The organism is Actinospica durhamensis, assembly GCF_018139695.1.
Classification (GTDB): domain Bacteria; phylum Actinomycetota; class Actinomycetes; order Streptomycetales; family Catenulisporaceae; genus Actinospica; species Actinospica durhamensis.
This window is the reverse complement of the sequence record NZ_JAGSOG010000014.1, coordinates 24,846-47,950: the sequence shown is the minus strand read 5'-3', so window position 1 is coordinate 47,950 and position 23,105 is coordinate 24,846. Positions and strand designations below refer to the sequence as shown.

At 71.9% G+C, this 23,105-nt stretch carries 20 protein-coding genes; 9 read left to right on the top strand and 11 right to left on the bottom strand.

Going from position 1 to position 23,105, the window contains the following annotated elements:
* Positions 1-56 precede the first annotated feature (56 nt).
* From KDL01_RS05300 to KDL01_RS05275, 6 genes are all read left to right on the top strand, one after another.
* A complete protein-coding gene (locus KDL01_RS05300; RefSeq protein ID WP_212527186.1) occupies positions 57-566 on the top strand; it encodes a GtrA family protein in 510 nt (169 codons plus the stop codon).
* 30 nt (positions 567-596) lie between these two features.
* Complete coding sequence (locus tag KDL01_RS05295) at positions 597-1,748, top strand: MFS transporter (protein WP_212527185.1); 1,152 nt, start codon at positions 597-599, stop codon at positions 1,746-1,748.
* A gap of 45 nt (positions 1,749-1,793) precedes the next feature.
* Complete coding sequence (locus KDL01_RS05290; protein ID WP_212527184.1) at positions 1,794-3,029, top strand: GNAT family N-acetyltransferase; 1,236 nt, start codon at positions 1,794-1,796, stop codon at positions 3,027-3,029.
* Positions 3,030-3,084: 55 nt separating this feature from the next.
* Entirely contained in the window at positions 3,085-4,014 is a 930-nt protein-coding gene (locus KDL01_RS05285) for an NAD(P)-dependent oxidoreductase (RefSeq protein ID WP_212527183.1), read from the top strand.
* Positions 4,015-4,096: 82 nt separating this feature from the next.
* Complete coding sequence (locus KDL01_RS05280; RefSeq protein ID WP_212527182.1) at positions 4,097-4,648, top strand: hypothetical protein; 552 nt, start codon at positions 4,097-4,099, stop codon at positions 4,646-4,648.
* A gap of 77 nt (positions 4,649-4,725) precedes the next feature.
* Entirely contained in the window at positions 4,726-5,961 is a 1,236-nt protein-coding gene (locus tag KDL01_RS05275; protein WP_212527204.1) for a cytochrome P450, read from the top strand.
* Positions 5,962-6,173: 212 nt separating this feature from the next.
* Here KDL01_RS05275 and KDL01_RS05270 read toward each other — a convergent pair whose 3' ends face one another.
* Entirely contained in the window at positions 6,174-6,674 is a 501-nt protein-coding gene (locus tag KDL01_RS05270) for a DUF5709 domain-containing protein (RefSeq protein ID WP_212527181.1), read from the bottom strand.
* A 182-nt stretch (positions 6,675-6,856) separates the two neighbouring features.
* On the bottom strand, positions 6,857-7,264 hold the full coding sequence (locus tag KDL01_RS05265) for a four-helix bundle copper-binding protein (RefSeq protein ID WP_212527180.1): 408 nt from the start codon (positions 7,262-7,264) through the stop codon (positions 6,857-6,859).
* Positions 7,265-7,481: 217 nt separating this feature from the next.
* Here KDL01_RS05265 and KDL01_RS05260 point away from each other — a divergent pair, with 217 nt between their 5' ends.
* The 3 genes from KDL01_RS05260 (at position 7,482) to KDL01_RS45115 (ending at position 12,254) form a co-directional block, all read left to right on the top strand.
* Positions 7,482-8,939 (top strand): hypothetical protein, encoded by a 1,458-nt coding sequence (locus tag KDL01_RS05260; protein WP_212527179.1) that lies wholly within the window; start codon positions 7,482-7,484, stop codon positions 8,937-8,939.
* Positions 8,936-10,588, top strand: a complete 1,653-nt coding sequence (locus KDL01_RS05255; protein WP_212527178.1) for a hypothetical protein — start codon at positions 8,936-8,938, stop codon at positions 10,586-10,588. Before KDL01_RS05260 ends, KDL01_RS05255 begins: the two co-directional genes overlap by 4 nt.
* A 316-nt stretch (positions 10,589-10,904) precedes the next feature.
* Positions 10,905-12,254 (top strand): AAA domain-containing protein, encoded by a 1,350-nt coding sequence (locus KDL01_RS45115; RefSeq protein WP_212527177.1) that lies wholly within the window; start codon positions 10,905-10,907, stop codon positions 12,252-12,254.
* Between the two features lie 106 nt (positions 12,255-12,360).
* Here the strand turns inward: KDL01_RS45115 and KDL01_RS05245 are convergent, their stop codons facing one another.
* The 9 genes from KDL01_RS05245 to KDL01_RS05205 all read right to left on the bottom strand — a co-directional run bounded on the left by KDL01_RS05245 (position 12,361) and on the right by KDL01_RS05205 (position 23,088).
* Positions 12,361-13,428 carry an oligopeptide/dipeptide ABC transporter ATP-binding protein gene (locus KDL01_RS05245; protein WP_212527176.1) on the bottom strand — a complete coding sequence of 356 codons (1,068 nt, stop codon included), beginning with the start codon at positions 13,426-13,428 and terminating at the stop codon, positions 12,361-12,363.
* Positions 13,425-14,402, bottom strand: a complete 978-nt coding sequence (locus KDL01_RS05240) for an ABC transporter ATP-binding protein (protein ID WP_212527175.1) — start codon at positions 14,400-14,402, stop codon at positions 13,425-13,427. The genes KDL01_RS05245 and KDL01_RS05240 overlap by 4 nt, the downstream gene beginning before the upstream one ends.
* Entirely contained in the window at positions 14,380-15,300 is a 921-nt protein-coding gene (locus KDL01_RS05235) for an ABC transporter permease (protein WP_307846105.1), read from the bottom strand. Before KDL01_RS05235 ends, KDL01_RS05240 begins: the two co-directional genes overlap by 23 nt.
* Positions 15,301-15,305: 5 nt before the next feature.
* On the bottom strand, positions 15,306-16,292 hold the full coding sequence (locus KDL01_RS05230) for an ABC transporter permease (RefSeq protein ID WP_212527174.1): 987 nt from the start codon (positions 16,290-16,292) through the stop codon (positions 15,306-15,308).
* A 125-nt stretch (positions 16,293-16,417) separates the two neighbouring features.
* Positions 16,418-18,133: an ABC transporter substrate-binding protein gene (locus tag KDL01_RS05225; protein ID WP_212527173.1), complete on the bottom strand. Its 1,716-nt coding sequence runs from the start codon at positions 18,131-18,133 to the stop codon at positions 16,418-16,420.
* Positions 18,134-18,416: 283 nt separating this feature from the next.
* Positions 18,417-19,418, bottom strand: coding sequence for an N-acetylglucosamine kinase (locus tag KDL01_RS05220; protein WP_246575974.1), 1,002 nt, complete (start codon positions 19,416-19,418; stop codon positions 18,417-18,419).
* Positions 19,415-20,683: a 6-phospho-beta-glucosidase gene (locus KDL01_RS05215; protein ID WP_212527172.1), complete on the bottom strand. Its 1,269-nt coding sequence runs from the start codon at positions 20,681-20,683 to the stop codon at positions 19,415-19,417. Before KDL01_RS05215 ends, KDL01_RS05220 begins: the two co-directional genes overlap by 4 nt.
* An 8-nt stretch (positions 20,684-20,691) precedes the next feature.
* Positions 20,692-21,903, bottom strand: a complete 1,212-nt coding sequence (locus tag KDL01_RS05210; protein ID WP_212527171.1) for an ROK family transcriptional regulator — start codon at positions 21,901-21,903, stop codon at positions 20,692-20,694.
* Positions 21,904-22,257: 354 nt separating this feature from the next.
* Entirely contained in the window at positions 22,258-23,088 is an 831-nt protein-coding gene (locus KDL01_RS05205; protein WP_212527170.1) for an HAD family hydrolase, read from the bottom strand.
* Positions 23,089-23,105: the final 17 nt, after the last annotated feature.

The following is a 23,105-nucleotide window of genomic DNA, read 5'->3' as shown; positions in this document are numbered from 1 at the left end:
GCAGGTATGGCGGGGGCCCGTGCGTGGAATCCCTTGAGAGACGAAAGGGCGTAAGCGTGTCCTGGTTGGTGGGCTTGGTGCGTCGCCTGTGGCGCGAGTTGCTCGGCTTCGGTGCCGTGGGTGCGGTCGGCTATCTCAGCGACACGATCATGCTCAACCTGCTTTATCACCACACCCCGTCCGTGGTCGCCTCGGCGATAGCCGTGTCGCTCTCGACGCTGATGGCCTACGCGGGCAACCGCCTGTGGACCTTCCGCGCCCGTGAGCGCAGGCAGACCCGGGCCGAGTTCGGCCTGTTCGTGCTGGTGTCCGCGGGCGGCCTGCTGATCACGGTCTCCTGCGTCTCGTTCACCGTGGACGTCCTGGGCGACGACTCCCGGCTGGCGACGAACGTCGCGCAACTCGTGGTGGGCCAGATCCTCGGCACCCTGTTTCGATTCTGGGCCTGTCACACCTACGTCTTCCCCGAGGCTGCCCCGACCAGCCAGGACGGCGCCGCCGTACCCACCGTCCCGGGGCCGGCGAAGCCGCTGGATGACCATCAGGGCTCGGATTTCCTGGTCTAGCCCATTGATGGGCGCGGGTAGGCTTGATCCATGCTCATGGAGGGGAAGCCGAACACCCGGCGCGACCGCGTTCTCATAGGCCTGGTGTTCGCCGTCCACGGCACGGTCACCGGCACCTTCGCCAGCCGGCTGCCCTGGACCGCCCTGCATGTGCACGCCACCGTCGGCTCGCTCGGTTTGGTGCTGATCACACCCACCGTCGGCGCCCTGGCGGCCATGCCCGCGACCGGCAGCGTGGTGCACCGGCTCGGCCCGCGCGGCGCGATGCGGGTGCTGCTGGCGCTGTGGACCGCCGCCCTCGCGCTGCCCGGCCTCATGCCGAACGTGGGCCTGCTGGCCGTCGCGCTCGCCTGCTACGGCGCCAGCGCCGGCGCCGCGGACGTGGTGATGAACGGATACGCGGTGCGCATCGAGGAGCGCGCCGGCAAGTCGATCATGTCGGGGCTGCACGGCATGTGGTCGGTCGGCGGCATCGTCGGCGGCCTGTTCGGCGCGCTGTGCGCGGGCGCCGGAATCAGTGCCCTGCCCGAATTCCTGGTGACCTCGCTGATCCTGACCGTGATCGCGCTGTGCGCCACCTCGCTGCTGCCGGTCGAGGCCGCGAAGGAGGGCCAGATCCGCCCGCCCCGCTTCGCCCTGCCCGCCAAGGCCGTGCTGGGTATCGGGATCGTGGGCTTCTGCGCCGTGTTCGCCGAGGGCTCAGGCTCGGACTGGTCCGCCGTCTACCTCACCGGCGTCGCGCACGCCTCCGCGGCCGTCGGCGCGTACTGCGTGACCGGCTTCGCCGCCACCATGGCGCTCGGCCGGCTGCTCGGGGACGCGGTGGTGCGCCGGTTCGGCCCGGTCGCGACGGTGCGCGTCGGCGGCGCGATAGCCGCGGCCGGGGCCGTGCTCGTCGTGCTGGCCCGCCAGCCCGCCGTCGGCATCGCCGGATTCGCGGCGCTCGGCCTCGGCATCGCCACCGTCGTCCCGCTCGCCTTCGCCGCCGCCGGTCGCCGCGGCGGGGACACCGAGTCCTCGGTGGCCGGCATCGCCACCATCACCTACACCTCAGGGCTGCTGGCCGGCCCCTCGATCGGCGCGCTCGGCACCGCCGTCTCGCTCTCCTTCGCCTTCGGCGTGGTCGCGGTGCTCGGCTGCGCGATGGCCCTCGGCGCCGGCGCGCTCAGGCCACGCACGTAGCAGCCGAATTGGCCCGCCGCGGGCGCGCCGCATAGGGTCGGAGACATGTCCACCGAGGTCCGCCCCGTCCGCACCGAGAACGAGTTCGATCGCTGGTCCGATGCGCTCGACATCGGCTTCCACGTTCCGCAGAACCGGGGGGACGGGCGCCGCCGCCGACCCAGGCACCCCGATCTGGACCGGGTCTGGGCGGCCTTCGACGGGGAGCGTGTGGTCGGCACCTTCGTCAGCCTCCCGATGGAGCTGACCCTGCCGGGGTTGCGCCGGATCCCCCTCGACGGCGTCAGCGCCGTCAGCGTCGCCGCCACGCACCGGCGTCAGGGCGTGCTCAGCCGGATGATGGCGGGCGAGATGGCCGCCGCGCGGGAACGGGGCGAGTGCGTGGCCGCGCTCATCGCAGCCGAATACCCGATCTACGGCCGCTACGGCTTCGGCCCCGCCACCGAGTCGGCGCAGTGGCGGGCGGACGCCCGCGACCTGCGGTTCCGCCGCGAGCTGCCGGGCCGGATCGAGCTCGTCGACGCCGACACCGCGCTGGCCGAGGCCCCCGTGCTCTACGACCGGATCCGGGCCGAGCAGCCCGGTGCGGTCAGCCGCGACTACTGGCGCTGGGCCCAGGACACCGGGCACGACCTGCGCGAGGGCGCCACTGCGCCGCAGGACGTGCTGCACGCGCTGTGCCGGGACGCCGCCGGCGAGATCGTCGGCTACGCCAGGTACCGCTTCGCCGAGCGGTGGGTGAACCAGCGCCCGAACAACACCATCCACGCGCTCAATCTCATGGCCACGGACGCGCTGTACGAGGCCAGGCTGTGGAAGTACCTGGCCGATCACGACTGGGTCACCGAGGTCGTGGGCCCGGAGATCGACCGGTTCGACCCGCTGTGGCGCGACCTGCTGGCCGACCGCCGCATGGCCGTGGCCGGCGAGGTCTGGGACTTCCTGTGGCTGCGCCCCCTCGACCCGGCCGCGTTCCTCTCGGCCCGCACGTACGCCAAGGCCGACCGCATCGTGCTGCGGGTGCAGGACAAGGACGGCTACGCGACCGGCACGTACGCGGTGGAGAGCGCGGCGGACGGCAGCGGCGAGTGTGTCCGGGTCCAGGACCTGCCGGACCTGACCGTGCCGGTGGACGTCCTCGGCTCGATCAGCCTCGGCGGCTACAGCGCCAGCCGCTACCTCGCCCTCGGACTCGCCGAGGAGCACACCCCGGGCGCCGCGGACCGGCTGAGCACGATGCTCTCGACGCCGCTCCCGCCACACAATCCGATGATCTTCTGAGATCCGCCGGGCGGCGGGCCGTCCGGCGGATTTCCGGCCTGGGAGACTGGGGTCCATGAGCGTACTGGTATGGACGGCGCGGGGCACCGCGAAGTGGCTGGACGGGCTCGACGAGCGGCTGGAGGTCCTCGAGATCCCGGCGGATCCGCTGGCCGACCCGCGGCTCGACGAAGTCAAGGTCCTGATCCCGCCGCTGATGCGCAACCTCCAGGACGAGGCCTACGACCTGCGCGCCCTGATGGCCGCGACCGGCTCCCTGGAGTTCGTCCAGGCGCAGACCGCGGGCGTGGACGGCATCGTCCATGCGGTACCGCACGGCGTGCTGCTGTCCTCGGTGCGCGGCGCCTACGACGAGCTCATGGCCGAACTGCTCGTCGCCGGGATCCTCACGTCGTACAAGTCGATCCCGCACTACGTGCGCGCGCAGGACGAGGCGAGCTGGCGGCCGGAGGAGGTGCGCGTCGTGCAGGGCGCGAAGGTGCTCTACGTCGGCTACGGCTCGATCGCGCAGTGCGTGGAGCGCTACCTGGCGCCGTTCGGCGTCGAGAGCCTGAAGGTCGCCCGCACCGCCCGGGACGGCGTCGACGCCCTCGAGGCCCTGCCGAGGCTGCTCCCGCTGGCCGACATCGTCGTCGTGCTGACGCCGTTGACCTCGGCCACGCGCAACCTCGTCGACGAGCGGTTCCTCGCGTCCATGAAGCCCGGCGCCCTGCTCGTCAACGGCGCCCGCGGCGCGTGCGTGGACACCGACGCGCTGATCGCCGCCGCACGCGAACGCGGCATCCGCGCGTTCCTCGACGTCACCGAGCCGGAGCCGCTCCCGGACGGCCACCCGCTCTGGTCGGCCCCCGGTGTGTTCATCACCCCGCACATCGGCTCGCTGGTGGCCGACAACAACGAGCGCTGCTTCCGGGTGATCCGGGAGAACCTGACGCGCTGGGTCGAGGGAAAGCCGGTGCTCAACCGGGTCGAGCACGGGTACTGAGGATGAGACGCCGGACGGAGCACCAGACGAGGCGTCGGACGGGCCGGCGCCCGATACGCCGGGCGATCGCGGTCCCCGCGCGATGAACATGCCCGAGCGCGTCGCGCACATGACGCCCGAACAGGTCCGCCGCAGGCGCAGGCTGAGCCTTGAGCTGTTGTGGGCCTGCACGGCGTTCCTGCTGCCCTGGTCGATCTATCTGATGATCACTCTGCCGCGCACCTACAACGCGCAGCACTACGACCTGGCCTGGTTCGGCTTCGACGTGCTCGAGCTGCTCGCCCTCGGTGCCACCGCGTACTTCGGCCTTCGGCGCCGGCAGGCCATCATCGGCGCCGCCCTGGCCTCCGCGACCCTGCTGATCTGCGACGCCTGGTTCGACATCGCCCTCGACCTCGGCACGCCCGGCATCTGGACCGCGCTGGCCGCCGCCGTGTTCCTGGAGCTGCCGCTGGCGGGATTCCTGATCCATCGGGTCAGGCTGCTGATGCGGCTGACGGTGCTGCGGTTCTACCCGGCCACGGACGAGCACGGTCGGCCGATGAACCTGATGCGCCTGCCCATGCTGGTCGACCCCGAGCTGCTCGGCGACCACGCGACACGCCCGGAGGAAGATCCCGGGAACCTCACCTGACACCACGTCCGTTACACCGGTGAAGGCTCGGAAAGCCCGGGTGGACGCGGGGAGGGGTAACGGACATGGCGCAGGGGTTGGAGCCGCAGGAGATCCTCGGCGCGTTGATGAGGCCCCCGGGGCGGGATGATCCGTACCCCCTCTACGCGGCCGCCCGGCAGCTCGGGCCGCTGTTCGCCATCCCCGAGTTCAACCTGCACGTGTGCACCGGATTCGAGCTGATCAACGGCGTGCTGCGCTCGCCCGACTTCGGCAAGTACGAGTTCGAGTATCTGCCCCAGGAGGTCATCGACCAGTATGTCGAGGGCGGCTCGGTGCACACCATCTCGAGCTCCATCCTGGACGCGAACCCGCCCGACCACCGCCGTGTCCGCTCCCTGATCAGCTCCGCGTTCACCCCCCGCCGCATCGCCGGCCTCGCCCCCGCCATCACCCGCGTCGCCGGCGAGCTGTTCGACGAGTTCGAGCGGCTCGGCGCGCAGGGCGATCCGGTGGACTTCATGGAGTACTTCGCCTTCCGCTTCCCGGTCACCGTGATCTGCGAGCTGCTCGGCATCCCGGAGCAGGACCGGGTCAGGTTCCGCCCGCTGGCCCACGACCTGACCGTGGCGCTCGAGCTCATCGACGACCTGACCAAGCTGGCCCCCGCCGACGCGGCCGCCGCCGAGCTGCGCGCGTACTTCGAGAAGCTCAGCGAGCAGCGCCGGGCGCAGCCCGAGGACGACCTGATCAGCGCCCTGGTGCAGGTCAACGACGCGGACGACGGCCGCCTGTCGGACGGCGAGCTGATCGCGAACCTCACCCTGCTGCTCGTCGCCGGCTTCGAGACCACCACCAACCTGCTCGGCAACGGCCTCGAGCTGGCCCTGAAGCACCCGCACGTGGCCGAGGGCGTGCGCAAGGGCGAGATCCCGGTGGCCGCCTTCGTGGAGGAGGTGCTGCGCTTCGACTCCCCGGTCCAGCTCACCTCCCGCACCGCCCTGACCGACGGCGCGAAGGTGGGCGGGAAGGAGGTCAAGCGCGGCGAGCAGGTGATGCTGCTCATGGGCGCCGCCCACCGCGACCCCGCCCGCTTCACCGACCCCGACACCTTCGACCCGCTGCGCCCCGACAACACCTCGCTCAGCTTCGGCGGCGGCATCCACTACTGCCTCGGCCAGGGCCTCGCCCGCCTCGAGGCCCAGATCGCCTTCGCCCAGCTCTTCGAACGCTTCCCCGAGATACGCCTGGCCGCTGAGCCCACCCGCAGCGACCGCCTCGTCCTGCGCGGCTACGAGACCCTGGAGGTGGTGCTCCAGGGCGCGGCTGCGTAGGCGTAGAGCAGGCGCAGGCGCAGGCGCAGGCGCAGGCGCGGGAGTCGGGGCCGGGCAACAGGGGCGCGGGGCTCGGGCGCAGGCGGCGACACTCGCTGTGGGCGGCGGAGGCGGCGACCCTACCGGGGAGCTCTACGTCCCGGCCGCATCTGTTGCCGTCTCATCTGTCACCGTCTCACCTGTCCCGGTCACGTCTCACCGGTCCTGACGTCTCACCGGTCCAGGTCGCGGTGGGCCGCATCGCGGCTGTCGTCCGCGGCGCTGGCGCGGATCGCGTCCTCCAGCGACTCGTTCTCGTCCGCGTCGGACAGCTGCGCGGCCTCGTCCTGGTCGGGCGTGGTCAGGTGGACCGCGGCCTCCTCGGCCCCGGCGGCGCCGCCGTCCACGCCGACGTCCACCGCGGTCAGTTCCTCGCCGTCGCCGTCCGTGAGCCGTCCGGCGCGCGGGCCCGGTCCGCCCAGCCAGCGGTCGTCGAGTGTGGCCGGGTCGATGTCGGGCTCTTCCTGCGCCAGCTGCTGGTCCAGCGTCTCGCCCCCCTGCGCGACCTCGGACGCGGTGAGGCCGACCAGGCTCATGCTGCGGTAGCGGTCCGCCGGGATGATGCCGGTGTCCAGCGGGTCGTAGTCGAGGTCGTCGGTCTCCAGCGAGTCGGACGGATCGAGCACCCCGTCATCCTCGGCGGGGTAGCCTTCCTGCTCCTCCGCATCGCTCACGGCGAGGCCCACCTCTCAGTGTCCGACAGTTCCTTCAACAGTGTGACCGCCGACGGCCGTGTCCCGGCAGCGGCCAGGACCGAACGGGGCCATCCGTTAGCCCGTCGGTGTGGCCGGGCCGATTGGCGGCCTGGCGTATTCGTTACCTGCGTCTTCCCCGGTGCTCGGCGTGGTCGCACGCGTCAGATTGCTTCGAGCAGGGTCTCGCACGCCTCGAGGCAGGCGCGGCTCGCCTCCATGCACAGGCGGCAGTGCTGGTGGTGCATCTCGTGCCGGAAGCACTCACGGGCCGTCAGTTCGCACATTCCCGCGCACGCCTGTACCAGCGCCGCCATGGCCTCGCGCCGCGCGGCCGAGAGCGGGCGCAGCGCGATCCTGGCCGCCGCGTCGCACACGTCGGCGCAGTCGAGGCAGGTGGCCGCGCACTGGGCCAACCGGCCCGCGTCCGACTCGGCCAGACAGCCCGCCGCGCAAGCCGTACACGCACTGGCGCACGCCCGGGCCGCGTCGATGAAGGCCGCCAGGAGCGCGAGCGTCCCGGGCTCGGGCGGATTCGGCTGGGCCTCGAGTAGCTCGATCGTGCCGGACATCCTGGCGGACCATCCTTTCTCGTGCGTCCGTGGCGCAGCACGGCTTGGTCACGTCACGGTCGATGGGCCACCCGGCCCGTCGGCTCGTGACGCCGCGTCAACGGCCGTGGCGCGTCGTACCACTCAGCCATATTCCGGCGCGCCACCCGGGGTGCGGTCGCGACCCGCCGGGTTCCCAAGAACCACAAGCCTCTTTTGGTCTATCGTGGTTGGGCAAATGCCCACGTCACCTTCCGCCCCAGGCACCGCGGTGGCCGCGCGGCTCGACGCGTTGCGCGGGCCCGTGCCGCCCCGCAGCCATGACGCGCGCACGATCGCCGCGTTGACCGTCAACCCGGGCTGCTCCCGACGTGCCGTACTCGACGCGGCGGGGGTCGACAAACGTCGGCTGGCCGAGCGGATCGGGTCCCCGGCGCGCTTCGGACAGTCACCGTTCGCGATCACCCGCGGGTTGATGTTCGAGAAGCAGATCAAGGCCGACGGCTGCACGCAGCTGATCGAGCTGCTGCGGACCGAACTCGCCTTCGACGTGCCCGAACACGCCTATGTCGACCTCGGTGCCGAGCAGAGCTCGGGCGGGACGTCGGGCGCCGCGGCCGGCGTCGTGGTCGACCGGGCGAGCCGCCACCAGCGCACGCGCGAACTCTTCGGCCGCGTGGCGCAGGGTGCGGCGGTGCTGGCCGACCATCCGCTGCTGACGCTCGAGGTGGCGGGACGCACCGCGTACGTCGAGCCGGACGTCGTCGCCCTGCGCGCCCGACGTACCGGAGCGGGCGCGGGGTCCGGTGCGGCGACCGGGGCCGGTGCCGAGTCGCTGGGGCTCGAGCCCTCACTGCTCTACATCGCCGAGGTCAAGTCCTTCGCCGTGATCGACGGACAGGCCGATCCGACGAAGGTGGGCGCGGCGGCCACGCAGTCCGCCGTCTACGTGCTTGCGCTGCGTCGGCTCTTCGCTTCGCTCGGCATGGACCCCGACATCGTCGCGAGCGACGTCGTGCTCGTGTGCCCGAAGGACTTCTCCAACAAGCCGACCGCGCACCTCGTCGACGTCCGCCGGCAGATCGCCGCGGTGAGCAGGCAGCTCGACCGGCTGCCGCGGATCGAGGCACTGGTGGCCGGGCTCGACCCGACGATCGACTTCGACCTGGCCGTGGACCGGCAGGGCGCCACGCAGGACGCGCCGCATCCGCACCGCTCGGCGGCCGAGCTGTCGAAGTCGCTCACGATGATCGATGCCCGATACGCGCCGGAGTGCGTCACACGCTGCGAACTCGCGTTCCACTGCCGCTCGGAGGCCAGGGCCGCCGGCTCGGCCGACGCGCTCGGCCGCTCGGTGCGCGACGCACTCGGCGGAATCGAGTCGATCGACGAGGCACTGGCGCTCGCCGCCGGAGACGCGTCCGCGGCTTCGCGTCTGTCCGGCGGAGGCCGAGGCGTGAACGGCGGTGGCGGACGTGGCGGTACGGACGAGGCGGCGCGTCTGCTGCGGGCGGCCGCCCGAGCGTACGACGAGGCGGTCGACATGCTGCCGCGTATGCCGGACTCGGTGGCGGCGGGTGCGGACGCGCCGTTCACCGCTGGTCACGCGTCGGTCGGGACGCAGAGGTCGAACGCCTCGGGGACCGCGGATGACGCGGGTGTCGCGGCGACCGCCACCCCCGAGGCGCAGTCGTGAGCACACTGACGGCGCTGGCTCGTGCGCGGGCGGCGCGGGCGGGGCATGCGGTGCCGATCGCGGCGGTGCGGCACGTCCACCTCTCGGATGAGCCGCTGGTCGTGGTGCCGGTGATGCAGGCCGGCGAGGCGGCCGCGCCGCTGGCCGTGCTGGTGGGCACGTCGCGTTCGACGCCTGAGTTGCTCGTGGTCGCGCAGCCGCGAAACCGCGATCAGCGCTTTGCCTTCCTCACCTCCTTCGCCCGCGTGCTTCTTCCCTACATCGAGTCGCGCCGGGTGGACACGGAGACCGTCGAGGCGACGAAGAACCATGAGGAGTGGGAGCGCTACACCGAAGCGCCGCAGCTGATCCTGCCCAACTCCGGCGGCATCGAGGCGTTGCGGCTGCTCGGGCGCTCGTCCCGCTTCCGCACGATCGACGGCCCTTATCCGGTCGACCCGCTGGTGCCGCTGCTCGGGCGCTACCTCACCTGGTTCGCCGAGGATCGCGCGGCGATGCCCGGGTCCAGCGTCTGTCTGGCCCTCACATCGGTGCTCGCGCAGCACTGGGCGACGGGGCAGAGCGCGCTCGAGGACCAGCATCTGCCGGCGTTGCTCGGCTGGATAGATCCTCCCGCCGGACTCTCCGGCGCCGAGGCCGCGCTGCGTGCGGAGGACCCCGACCTGGTGCCGCCGGCCGGGCCCGTCACCGACCCGGCGTTCGACACCGGCGTGCTCGCTCCGCTCGTGCGCGCGCAGGAACTGGCGCGTGCCGCGGACGACGTGCGGGCGGTGTCGCTGGCCGAGCAGGAGCTCCGGTCGGCGCTCGAGGCCCAGCTGCTGCCGACCTGGGAGACGGCCTGGCATGCCATCGACGTGCTGCGCTCGCTGCCCGTCGCCGCGTCGGACGAGATTCGGTGGCAGGTGGACCGCGGGCGGTTCACCGACTTCGCCACCGCCCTCGAGGACGGCGCGCCGCCGCAGCCGAAGCGGCCGACCGCGGTCTCGGCCGCGCGGCGGCTGGCCGATCTCGAGGCGGCGCAGCTGAGCTACGACCGGTCGCAGGCCATTGACGATCCGCTGGTGCTGGCCGGGTACCGGGTCGGCGGCGAGGCGTTCGCCGGACGTGTCATCGCGGTGGACGCGGAGCGCCAGGAGATCAAGGGCAAGCGGGCCTGGCCGCGTCCGCTGGTACGGCTGCTGACCGAGGACGAGGTGATCCTGCGCCCCGGCGCCAAGCTCGCCAGCCCGGTACGCGTCGGCCAGACGGTACGGCTGCGTTCGGTGCGGGTCGCGGACGGCGCGCGGGGCGGGACCGGCGAAGGCGGTGACCGCGGGAGTGGCAGCGGGTACGAGGTCGAACTCGAGCTGCTCAGCGGGATGGGCCGGGGCAAGACGCCGGAGCCCGGGTCGCTGCCGGAGGTGGGGGAGCAGCGCTGCTACGCGACCTTCCTGGCCGAGCAGCGCGGTACCCGGCCGGAGCTGCCGGATGCGGATCAGACTCCGTGGACGCACGGGGGTCCGCCGTGGCCGCCGGTGGCGCGGGCGGAGGACCAGTCCGAGGCCTGGGGGCTCGAGCGCGGCGCGAGCGAGGTGGACGACGCCGGGATCGCGGCGGCTCGGGCCGAGTTGGCGGACGGGGCTGGGCTGGGGACCGGAGGTTGGGAGTGAGCGGAGAGCGCACTGGCACCGGTCAGTCGGGCGTGCAGCACATCCGAGTCGGCGAGTCGGGCGTGCCGCGCACTCGAGCCGGAGAGTCGGGCGTGCCGCGCACTCGAGCCGGAGTGCCGGGCGTGCAGCGCGCCCGAGCCGGCCACATCCGAGCCGGCGAGTCGGGCGTGCAGCGTGGCGGGCGCGGCTTGGGACGGTGTGCGGTGAGGGCGAAGGTGGCGCGGGAACGGGGAGCGTACCGGTGCTTGCGCAGCCTGTCGGGCGTGCGGCGCGATGGACGCGGCATGGGACGGTGCGGTGAGGGCGAGGGTGGCGCGTGAGCGAGGCTAAGTCGGCGCAGGCGCGGGCGGTGATCGAGGCGGTGTGCGCGGACCTGCTCTCGCGGGCGCACCGCGGGGTGATCGTCGATTCGCCGCCGGGGGCGGGTAAGTCGACGCTGGTGGTCGAGTTGGCCGGGCGGCTGGCCGGGACCGGCGAGCGGGTGATGATCGTGGCGCAGACGAATGAGCAGGTCGACGACCTGGTCGCCCGGCTCGCCACTGCGCACCCGGACTTGTCGCTCGGGCGGCTCACGGCTTCGGACTACGAGGTGCCGGAGCGGCTTGCTCCGCTGCGCGGGCCCAACCTGGCGTTCTCGGCGAAGCTGCCGGAGCTTGCCGCGAGTTCGGTGGTGATCGCGACGGCGGCGAAGTGGGCGCTGGTGAAGGAGGGGGAGTTCCCCTGGGCGATCCTGGACGAGGCCTACCAGATGCGCTCGGACGGGCTGCTGGCGGTGGCGCCGCGGTTCGCTTCGGGGACCGCGCTGTTCGTGGGCGATCCGGGGCAGCTCGACCCCTTCGCCACGGTGGAGACGGACGCCTGGGCGGGCTCGCCGTGGGATCCGAGCGACAGCGCGGTGGCCGTGGTGCGGGCGCACAACCCTGATCTGCCGGTGCATCGGCTGCCCTACTCGTGGCGGCTGCCCGAGACGGCGGCGCCGCTGGTGGCGCGGGCGTTCTATCCGTTCACGCCGTTCGAGGCGGGCAGCGGGGCGCGGGACAGGAGCCTGACGGTCGGGGCGCGGACGGCGAAGGGTACGAACTCGGCGGACGCGGCCTACGATCGCTCGCTCGAGTCGGCGGCGGAGACCGGGTGGGCCTGGCACGGTCTGCCGGCGGCGCACACGATCCGTACCGACGGCGACGCGGTGGACGCCTGCGCGGGGCTGGCGGCGCGGATCGTGCAGCGCGGGGCCAGTGCGGTGGACCGCTCGGCCGGCTACGAGCGTCCGGTGACGCCGGACCGCATCGCGATCGGCACGGCGCATCGGGATCAGGCCGCTGCGATCCGGGCCGCGCTGTCACGTCCCGCCTGGGAGGGCCTCGGCCTCGGCGAGGTCACGGTGGACACGGCCAACCGGCTGCAAGGCCGCGAATACGATGTGACGATCGTTCTGCATCCGCTCTCCGGGCGCCGGGACGCCACCGCGTTCCACCTGGAGACGGGCCGGCTGTGCGTGCTGCTCTCCCGGCACCGGCACGCGTGCATCGTGGTGGGACGGGCGGGTATCGCCGACCTGCTCGACGCGCACCCCCACGCGGAGCCGGTACGCCTCGGGGTGCCGGTGAAGTTCCCGGACGGATGGGCGGCGCATCAGGCGGTGCTCAGCCACCTCGGCGCGGACTGAGACGACGAGGGGACACGTGGGCTGACACCGCACGTGATGAAGGGGTCTTCTCCGCCTTCCAGAGAATCTGGGCGGAGAAGACCCCTTCTGCGTGCGCGGCGCGGGGCTACGACACAGCCGACGCGGCTGACGCGCTCGGCCCCGGTGCGTTGACGTGGCACGCGGCCTGGTGGTCGGGCGCCGCCAGCGGCTGAAGCACGGGGGTGACCTGGTCGCAGGCGTCCACCGCGAGGGGGCAGCGGGCGCGGAAGCGGCAGCCGGGCTTGGGGTCGATGACGGCCGGGGGTTCGGCGCGGGCGGCCTCCGTCGTCACCGTGAGCGGGGCGCGCGGGTCGGGGACGGCTTCGAGCAGCAGCTGGGTGTACGGGTGCTGCGGGTCGGCCAGGACCGTCTCGGTCGGTCCCGACTCGACCACGTGGCCGCCGTACATCACCATGACGCGGTCCGAGACGTAGCGGGCGCTGGCGATGTCGTGCGTGATGTACAGGAACGACACGCCCTCCTTCTCCCGCAGCTGCGCCATCACGTTGAGCAGGCCGATGCGGATGGAGACGTCGAGCATCGAGACCGGCTCGTCGGCCAGGATCAGCTTCGGCCTGTACGCGAGCGCCTGGGCGAAGCCGATGCGCTGGCGCTGGCCGCCGCTCATCTCGTACGGGTAGCGCTCCAGGATCTCCGCGCCGGGCCGCAGGCCCACCGCCTCCACCACCCGCACGGCCTCGGCGTGGCGCTGCTCGGCGTCCTTCAGGTCGGGGCGGTGCAGCTTGAGGCCGCGCATGATGCCGTGGGCGACCTTGTACACCGGGTTGAGCGAGGCGAACGGGTCCTGGAAGACCATCGGCACGTCGCTGCGGTAGCGCAGCTGGTCGCGGCGGCCGTGCAGGTCGGCCAGCGACCTGCCCTGGAACCGGATCTCGCCGCTGGTCGGCTTGTAGACCTGGGCGAGCAGGCGGGCCATGGTGGACTTGCCGCTGCCGCTCTCGCCGACCAGCGCGACGATCTCGCGTTCGCGGATGGTCATGCTGACGTCGTCGACCGCGTGCAGGTGGGCCCGGGAGAGCAGGCCGCCGCCGACGCGGAAGTGGCGGGAGAGATGGACGGTCTCGAGCAGCGGGGGCTTGGCGGCCGCGACCGCGGCCTCGGGCACGGCCGCGTTCTCCGTGGTCGGGCTCATGACGCCGCCTCGCTTCCCTGGTGCAGCAGACAACGGGAGAGCACCTCGCCGACGGGGTAGAGCTCGGGTGCCTCGGTGTGACAGCGGTCCATGACCTTCGGGCAGCGCGGGTGGAACCGGCAGCCGGAGGGCAGGTCGGCCAGGTTGGGCGGCGCGCCGGGGATGCCGGTGAGCGGGACCTTCGGGCCGCGGATGGAGGGGAACGCGTTGAGCAGGCCCTCGCTGTAGGGGTGCGACGGGCTGTCGAACACGGTGCGGGTCGGGCCGGCCTCGACCACCTGGCCCGCGTACATCACCAGCAGCCGGTCGGAGAAGTGGCTGACCAGCGACATGTCGTGGGTGACGAAGATGACCGCGAAGCCGAGCAGCTGCTGCAGCTCCTTGATCTGCACCATCAGCGAGCGCTGCGCCACCACGTCCAGCGCCGAGGTCGGCTCGTCCATGATGATCAGGTCGGGGGTGAACAGCAGCGCCATCGCGATCATCGCGCGCTGGCGCATGCCGCCGGACAGCTGGTGCGGGAAGCTGCGCAGGTGGATCGGGTCGATGCCGACGAGCCGCATCACCTCGACCGAGCGCTCCTGGATCTGCTGCCTGCTCCACGACTCGTGCGCGGCGATGGCGTCCTTGAACTGGGCGCCGATGGAGGTGACCGGGTTGAGCGCGTTCATCGCGCTCTGCATGACGACCGAGTAGTCCTTCCAGCGCAGGGCGTTGAGTTCCTTCTCGGTCATGGTGACGAGGTTGCGGCCGTGGAAGCCGACCGTTCCCTCGGCCACCCGCGCCGGCGGGCTCAGCAGCTGGGCGATGGCGAACAGCAGGGTGGACTTGCCGCAGCCGGACTCGCCGACGACGCCGACGAACTCACCGTCGCGCACGTCCAGGTTCACCGCGGAGCACGCCTCGACCGGGCCGCGCGGGGAGTCGTAGACCACGCGCAGGTCCCTGACCTCAAGCAGCGTCGACGAGGGCATGGTCGGTTCCTTCCTTGCGGAGCTTCTCGGCCTTGGCGGCGGCGCGCAGGTCCTTGCGCCGCACCGGGCGCAGCGCGGGGTTGCCGATCTCGTCGAAGGCGTAGTTGATCAGCGCGAAGGAGGCGCCGAGGACCGCGATGGCGACGCCGGGCGCGATGGCCCACAGCGGCGAGCCGGCCTCCAGCGCCTCGCGGTTCTGGGCCCAGTAGAGCATCTGGCCCCAGCTGTCGTGGCTCTGGTCGCCGAGGCCGAGGAACTGCAGGCCCGCGGCGGCGCCGACGGAGTAGAGCGCGGCGCCCAGGAAGTTGGCCACGATCAGCGAGCTCATGGTGGGGAGCATCTCGAAGCAGATGATGTAGGAGCGCCGCTCGCCGCGTACCCGGGCGGACTCGAGGAACTCCCGGTTGCGCAGGGACAGCGCCTGGGCGCGCAGCTGGTTCGCGCCGTAGGACCAGCCGGTGGCGACCAGCACGGCGATCATCACGGTGTTGGACTGGCCCGCGTACTTCGCCAGGATGACGATCAGCGGGAAGGTCGGGATGATCAGCACGACGTTGGTGAGCATGGACAGCAGGTCGTCCACGACGCCGCCGAGGTACGCCGCGGTCACGCCGACGAGGACGGAGAGCACGGTGGCGAAGAACCCGGCGATGACCGCGATCTGCAGCGACTGGCGGGCGCCGTAGACGAGCAGCGAGTACGTGTCCTGGCCGAGCCCGGTGGTGCCGAGCAGGTGCGCGGTGGAGATCGGCAGCTGCGGGTCGTACTGGCCGAGCGTGTCCGGGTTGCTGTTCGAGGTGAACAGGCCGGGCACGTAGGACATCAGCACGATCAGCAGCAGGATCAGCAGGCCGGCCACGGCCTTGCGGTTGTGCAGCAGGGACCTGAGGAATTTCACGGCCCTTATCCCTTCGCCCGGGCGCGCGGATCGAGGCGCAGCATCAGGAAGTCGGAGGCCAGGATGGCCACAAGCACCGCGACGGTGTAGAGCAGGAACAGCGCCTGCATCAGCGGGTAGTCCGCGCTGTCCACCGCGTCGAGCAGCAGGTAGCCGACGCCCTGGTAGTTGAACACCCACTCGACCAGGACCGCGCCGGAGAGCACGAATCCGAGGGACATGGCGAAGCCGGAGAGGTTGGGCAGCAGCGCGTTGCGGGCCGCGTACCCGTACATGATCTTCCGGTTCGACAGGCCCTTGGCCCGGCCCATCCGGATGTAGTCCTCGGCCAGCGTGGTGATCATGTTGTTGCGCATGGTCAGGATCCAGCCGCCGACGGAGGTGATCATCAGCGCGGCCGCGGGCAGCAGCGCGTGCTGCAGGATCGAGCCGATGAAGCCGGGGGAGAAGCCGGGCACGATCGTGTAGTCGTAGGTGTAGTCGTTGGGCAGCCAGTGGTTGGTGACCGAGAAGACCTCGATCAGCAGCATGCCGACGACGAAGTAGGGCAGGGCCGTGGTGATCACGAAGGTGGTCGGCAGCACCGAGTCGACCAGGCCGCCGCGGCGCCAGCCGGCCGCGATCCCGATGCCGGTGCCGGCCAGGAAGGCCAGGATCGTGGTGACGCCGATCAGCCCGAGGGTCCAGGGCAGGGCGCTGAGCACCATGTCCCTGATCGGGGCGCCGGGGGCGACGGTGAGCGAGACGCCCCAGTTGCCCGTGACCATGTTGCCGAGATAGGCGAAGTACTGTTGGAAGCCGTTCTCGTTCTGCTTGTAGCCGAACGAGGCGAGCATGTCCGCCATCGCCTGGGCGGAGATCTTTCCTCGGCCCCTGGCGACCAGGTCCTGCAGCGGATTGCCCGGCATGAAGCGCGGGATGAAGAAGTTCAGGGTGAGCGCGGCCCAGAGTGTGAAGACGAACATGCCCACCCGGCGCAGGATGAATCTCACTGCAGTCGGTCCCTTTCTCGACCCGGGGGCCGTCGGCTCGCCGCGTCCCGGGGGTTACCGGGATCGCGGGCGGCCGAGCGGCCCCCGGATGCTTGAGCGTGGCGGTGCGGGTTGTTGGGAGGTTCCTACTGCGCGGACGCGGAGTACAGGTGCAGCAGCACCTGCTCCATGTCGGGCACGATGGCCGGGCCCGGCTGGGCGTAGGGGTCCGAGGCGGTCGGCCAGCCCTTGATGTCCTGGTCGTCGTACTGGAACCAGTCCACGTTCTCGACCACCGGGATGATCGGCAGGTCCTTGGTCATGTAGTCGCTGACCTGCTGGATGATCGAGATCTGCGAGGCGGCGCTGGCGGTGGCGTACTGGTCGAGCAGCGAGTCCACGGCCGGGTTGCTGTAGCGCTCGTAGTTGGTCGAGGCGGGCTGCCCGATCGGGGCGCTGTTCTGCGAGAGCAGTTCCTCGCGCAGCTCGGTGTACGGGGTGGGCCCGCCGGTCTCGCCGTAGTAGGCGAGCTGGAAGGTGCCGTTCTGCAGGTTGGAGAAGTAGGTGCCGTTGGTCTCGTCGTCCACGGTCAGGTTGATGCCGATCGCGGCCAGCTCGCTCTTCATGACGGCGAGGTCGGCGTCCCAGTCGGTGTAGCCGGTGATGGAGATGACGGTCAGGTTCAGCGGGTGCGCGGGCGAGTACCCGGCGCCGGACAGCAGCGACTCGGCCTTCTGGGTGTTCGCGCTGGTCGCGGTGGTGGCGTAGCCCGAGGTCTGCAGGTTCGCGACGTCCTGGTACTGGCTGAAGGTCGGGGTGATGATGCCGGACTGGTTGGCCGGCGGCTCCTGCCCGTTCTCGCCGATGTCGGAGATCTTGGTGCGGTCGATCGCGTAGGAGATCGCCTCACGCACGGCCAGGGTCGCCGTGGCGCCCTGCTTGAGGTTCGGGAAGAGCGCGACGTTGGAGACCGGCGGGGACCAGGTGTGGTAGCTCGGGGACTTGCTCAGGTAGAAGCTCTGGATGTTCGGCACGAACTGGTTGCCCCAGTTGTCCTTGCCCGAGGCCAGGTCGTTGTTCGCCGGGTCGTTGCTCAGGTACGCCGGGTACTCCACCTTCTGGATGGCCGGCTCGCTCGGCTGCCAGTAGTGCGGGTTGGCGGTGTACTGGATGTTGTTGGCCGTGCACGGGTTGACCTCGTACGGGCCGGTGCCGACCGGGGTCGGGTCCGACCACTGGTCCGGGCTCTTGCCGCCGAAGGTGGACTTCTCGCTCCACAGGTGCTCGGGCACGATGCCGACCTGGTCGGCGAAGTTGTAGAAGTAGGTCTGCGCGTTCTGCTTGAACGTCAGCACCGCGGTGTTGCCGGAGGCGGTGGCGCTGGTCAGACCGGCCGCGGACCACAGCGAGTAGAGGTCGAGCGCGGGGTCCTGCTTGAGCAGGTTGAAGGTGAACGCGACGTCGGCGGCGGTGAAGGGCTTGCCGTCGGACCAGGTCACGCCCGGCCGGACGGTGAAGGTGATCTGGGTCTTGTCGGCGTTCCAGGTGTACCCGGTCGCCAGCATGTCCGTCTCCTTCTGGTTGTCGAGGGCATCGACATACACCAGAGGTTCGTAGATCATACCGAGGGACTGCAGCTGGTAGGACGGGCTGAACGGGTTGAACGCGCAGGACCAGGTCTGTCCCTGCTCGTTCGAGATCGTGACGACCCCGCCGGGCTTGTGCGCACCAGTGGCGCTCGCCCCCGTGCTGGAACCTCCTGAGCTCCCGCCCACGTGCTGGGTGGAGCTACAACCGGCCAGGGCCGCGGTGGCGGCCAGGCCTATCGCGGCGCCGGCGGCGACTACGGTGGTACGCCTCATCCTGGGGACCTCTCGGGAAAGGGGTTGAGTGGCTGTGGAGTTCGGAGCCCGGCCGGTGTTCCGCCCGACCTGGGGGAAGTGTAAGTAAAGTTAACTTCCACCGACGAGCTGTGCAACGGTCCCGGGCAAAGGATTAATAACGGGTGGGCAACGGTGGGCCGAGGCGGGCGACGCCGTCAGTGGACGGATTCACCCGCCGGGCTCGGCGAGCGGACTTGAAGCAGGTGGACCGCTGCCGGACGGACGCGCGGTACGCAGGTGCCGTACGCGCGCGCCGCCGGACTCAGCCGTCGGTGACGGCGAGGCCGAGGCGGTCCAGGCCCAGCAGCAGCGCGCCGTGGATGGGGCGCTGCGCGGGTACGACCAGGCGCGCGGCCGGGATCTGGGCGGCGGCGAGGGCGTGCACGCGGTCCATCAGGACCGGCTCCGCGGCGCGGAGCACGCCGCCGCCGAGCACGACCTCGGTCTCCCGGCCGAGCAGGTCGAGCCGTTCCAGCGCGACCTTGGCCCAGACCACGATCTCCGAGGCCTGACGTTCCACGAACCCCAGCGCCGTCGCGTCGCCCTGAGTGGCCACCCGCAGCAGCAGGGGGGAGAGCTCGTGGATGCGTTCCTCCGGGATCGCGCCCAGATGGATGCCGAGGGCGACGTCCAGCGCGGTCGCGACGGCGAAGTGCGCGGCCACGGCCTCGGTGAGCGCGGTGCGCGGGCCACGGCCGTCCTCGCCGCGCACCGCCGACCACAGCGCCGTGCGCCCGAGCCCCGAGCCGCCGCCCCAGTCGCCGGTGAGCTCGCCCAGCGCCGGGTAGCGGGCACGCCGGCCGTCCGGACCGATGCCCACACAGTTGATCCCGGCGCCGCAGACCACGGCGACGCCCCAGGGCCGGCTGGCCCCGGCGCGCAGCAGCGCGAACGAATCGTTGCCGACCTCGACGCTCTCGGCCCAGCCGCGAGCGGTGAAGGCCTCGGCCAGCGCCTCCTCCTCCTGCGGCAGGTCGGCTCCGGCCACGAACGCGGACAGGTGCCGGGCCAGCGGGCCGGCCGCGGGCAGATCGAGCGCGGTGCGCAGTTGCCCGACCGCCTCGGCCACCACGTCCACGGCCGTGGCCACGCCGCTGGCCTGCGGCGTGAACGGGCCGACCCGCGCGGTGGCGAGCACCTGTCCGGTCTCGGTGGCCAGCAGCACGTCGGTCTTGCTGTTGCCGCCGTCCACGGCCAGGATCGTGCCCGCCGGAAGGGGCCGGCCCGCCAGCGTCGTGCTTCCGGCGGGGGTCGCGGTGCTCAACGTTCCCCGGCCCAGGGCAGGTGCCGCCGGTTCGCGGCGATCAGGGCGTCGCCGAGGCGGTTGGCGAGGTCGTACTGGCCGATCAGCGGATGCGCGAGCAGCGCCTGGACCACCCGGTCCCGGCCGCCGTGGAGCGCCGCGTCAAGGGCCAGCTCCTCGTACGCGCTCACGTGCGCGATCAGGCCCCGCATGTGCGCGGGCAGCGGCCGCTGCGGCAGCGCCTCGATCCCGTCGGCCCCGACCTTCGCGGAGACCTCGATCACCGCGTCGTCGTCGAGGAAGGGCAGGGTGCCCCGGTTGCGCAGGTTGACCACGCGCACGTCGGCCTCGCCCGCGGGCTTGGTGAGCGAGGCGATCAGCTCCACCGCGGCCTCGGAGTAGAACGCGCCGCCGCGCTTGGCCAGCAGCTCGGGCTTGGTGTCCACGGACGGGTCGAGGTACATCTCGAGCAGCCGGCGCTCCATGTCGGCGACCTGCTGCGCCCGCGACTCGCTCTCACGCAGCTCGCGCACCACGGCGTCGTGCTCGTAGTAGTAGCGCAGGTAGTACGACGGGATCGCGTTCAGGTCGCGCAGCACCTGGGCGGGCATCTCCAGGTCCCCGGATATCTCCTCGCCCTGATTCTCGATGATCTCGGGCAGCGCCTCCTCGCCCGCGATCCGCACGCCCCTGATCCAGGTCAGGTGGTTGAGGCCGACGTGGTCGAGCTGCACCGCGCCGGGCGCCACCCCGGCGCTCGCGGCGAAGCGGCGCTGGAAGCCGATCGCCACGTTGCACAGGCCCACCGCGTCGTGCCCGGCGTCGAGCAGGGCACGGGTGACGATGCCCACCGGGTTGGTGAAGTCCACGATCCGCGCGTGCGGGGCGTACCTGCGCACCTGTTCGGCCAGGTCGAGCACGACCGGTACCGTGCGCAGCGCCTTGGCCAGGCCGCCGGCGCCGGTGGTCTCCTGGCCGACGCAGCAGAAGTCGAGCGGCAGCGTCTCGTCCACGTTGCGGGCGGCCTGGCCGCCCACGCGCAGCTGGAAGAGCACGGCGTCGGCGCCCTCGAGGCCCTCGGCCACGTTGGAGGTGGCGAGCACCTGCCCGGGATGGCCCTGCTTGGCCAGGATGCGCCGGGATACCGCGCCCACGGCCTCGAGTCGTTGCGGGTCCGGGTCGATCAGCGCCAGCTGTTCCACCGGGAGCTGCTCGCGCAGGCGGGCGAAGCCGTCGACGAGCTCGGGGGTGTAGGTGGAGCCGCCGCCGATGATGGCGAGCTTCATGATGGTCCTTACAGTCCTCGGCCCTTGCGGGTGTGGTCGAAGAGTTCTTGCTTGGTCTCGGCCAGGGCGGCCTCGATCGCGCCGGTGAGCACCGGGTCCTCGGGCACCTCGGAGAGCACAAGACGGGGGCGCGGGATGACCATCCCGTAGAGCGCGTCGGCGATCAGCTCGCGCAGTACCTCGCCGCCGGCCTGCAGCATCGCGCCGGTCAGCACGATCAGTTCCGGGTCGAGCACCGCCACCAGCGGGGCGAGCCCCACCGCGAGCCGGTCGGCGACCTCGGTCAGCAGCGGGGTGCCGACCGAGCCGGAGGCCGCGGCCCGGCGCAGCGCGGCCGCCGCGTCCGAGCCGGGGAAACCCTTGGCCCTGGCCAGTTTCAGCACCGCGGGCGCGCCGGCCAGGTTCTGGAAGCCGCCGGTGTTGCCGCGGCTGATGTTGCGCACCGGGGGCAGGCCGGAGACCGGCATGTAGCCGATCTCGCCCGCGCCGCCGGTGAAGCCGCGGTGCAGCCGGCCGTCGATGACCACGGCCGCGCCGATGCCCTCGCCTATCCACAGCACCGCGAAATCGCGGCAGGCCAGCGGGGCGTCGCGGCGCACCACGCCGCGGGTCTGCTCGGCCACCGCGGCCAGGTTCACGTCGTTCTCGATCTCCACCGCCGGGTTCGGCCGGCCGGGCCCGGTCAGCTCCGTGCGCAGCCGCTGGAGCAGGTTCGGGTCGTGCCAGCCGGGCAGGTGCCGGGCGTAGCCGATCCGGCCGGTGTGCGGATCCGGCGCGCCGCCGAGGCCGACCACGACCCGGTTGAGCTGCGCCGTGTCGATCCCGCCCTGCGCGCACGCCGCGGTGAGCGCCTCGCGGATACGCTCGAGGGCGTCCTTGACCTCACGCCGCGGCGTGGCCAGCGTGGTCTGCGCGATGGCCTGTCCGGTCAGGTCGCACACCCGCACCCTGATGTTCGCCGGTGTGACGTCGAGTCCGGCGACGTACGCGGCGCCGGGCCTGACCCGGTAGAGCCGGGCGTTGCGGCCCTCGCCGGGCAGCGCCTCGACCAGGCCGGCCGCCTCGAGCCGGTCCATCAGCTGGGTGGCGGTGGGCTTGGACAGTCCGGTCAGGGCGCCGAGCCGCGCACGGGTGAGCGGGCCCTGCTCGCTGAGCAGCTGCAGCGCGGTGCGGTCGTTGATCGCCCGCAGCAGGCTCGGGGTCCCCGGTACCTGGTCCATCGCACCTCTCTAATAAGGAAAGTTTCCTTACTTTTCGGGGTTACGGTAATGCCCGCCCCGAGTCGCGTCAAGCATAGCGAGCGGGGTTGAGACGGCGGGGGGATCGCGTGCGCGGACGGCCGCGGGAGAGCGGTGGGAAAGCACATGCCGCCCGAGGCTTTGTGAGCCTCGGGCGGCGAGAAGGGGAACACCGCTGAAGGTAGGGATCGCGGCGCGGCGGTGCATGAGAAGCGGCTGAGGCCTGGATGAGAATCCCGTGCACCGGGTGCGCGGGAGCCGCGGCGTGCGCCCGGGTCTGGCGGTGCGTCAGCTCGGTGGGTCAGCTCGGTCGGTGTGTCAGCCGCGTCAACCGCGTCAGCCGGTCACGCGGGCGCCCGCGAGCAGGTCCTCGAGCGCGGCGGCCACCCCCTCCTCGGCATGGTGGCCGACCACGCGGTCGGCCGCGGCGAGGACCTCGGGGTGCGCGTTGGCGACGGCGTGGCCGACTCCGGCCCAGCGCAGCATCGGCAGGTCGTTGGGCATGTCGCCGAACGCCACCACCTGCGCCGCCTCGATCCCGCGGCGGGCGCACAGCCAGGCCAGGCCGCTCGCCTTCGACGCGCCGGGCGGCGCGATCTCCAGCAGGCCGCGTCCGCCCGAGTGCGAGATCTCCGCGTCCACCGTGAGCGTCCGCTCGGCGAGTTCCACCATCGCGTCCGCGCTGCGCTCCCAGGCCCGGGCCAGCACCTTGATGCTGGGGCCGGAAGCCGCGATCGTGCCGAGCAGATCCTCCGTCAGCACCCTGCGTTCATCGGTGACCGCGCCGAGGCCGAACGCCGCCTCGAAGATCACCTCGTCACCGGTCTCCAGCGCGAATCCGGCGTCCGGCAGCACCGGGCGCAGCTGTTCGACGATCCGGGACGCCTCGGCCGGGTCGAAGGTCTTGATCCGCGTGCTGCGCCACGTGCCGTCGAGGGAGTATTCGGCCAGCAGCGTGCCGTTGCCGCACAACGCCTCCACGCCGCCGCCGAGGCGCGCCACCAGCGGCGCGACGGTGCGCGGCGGCCGTGCGGTGACCAGCACGACCTCGACGCCGAGGGCCACGGCCGCGCGCACCGCGGCGACCGTGCGCGCGGTGAGCTCGCGCCGGTCGTCGAGCAGGGTGCCGTCGAGGTCGGTGGCGATCAGGCGGGGGAGCGCAGGCATGAACCGATCATCGCACG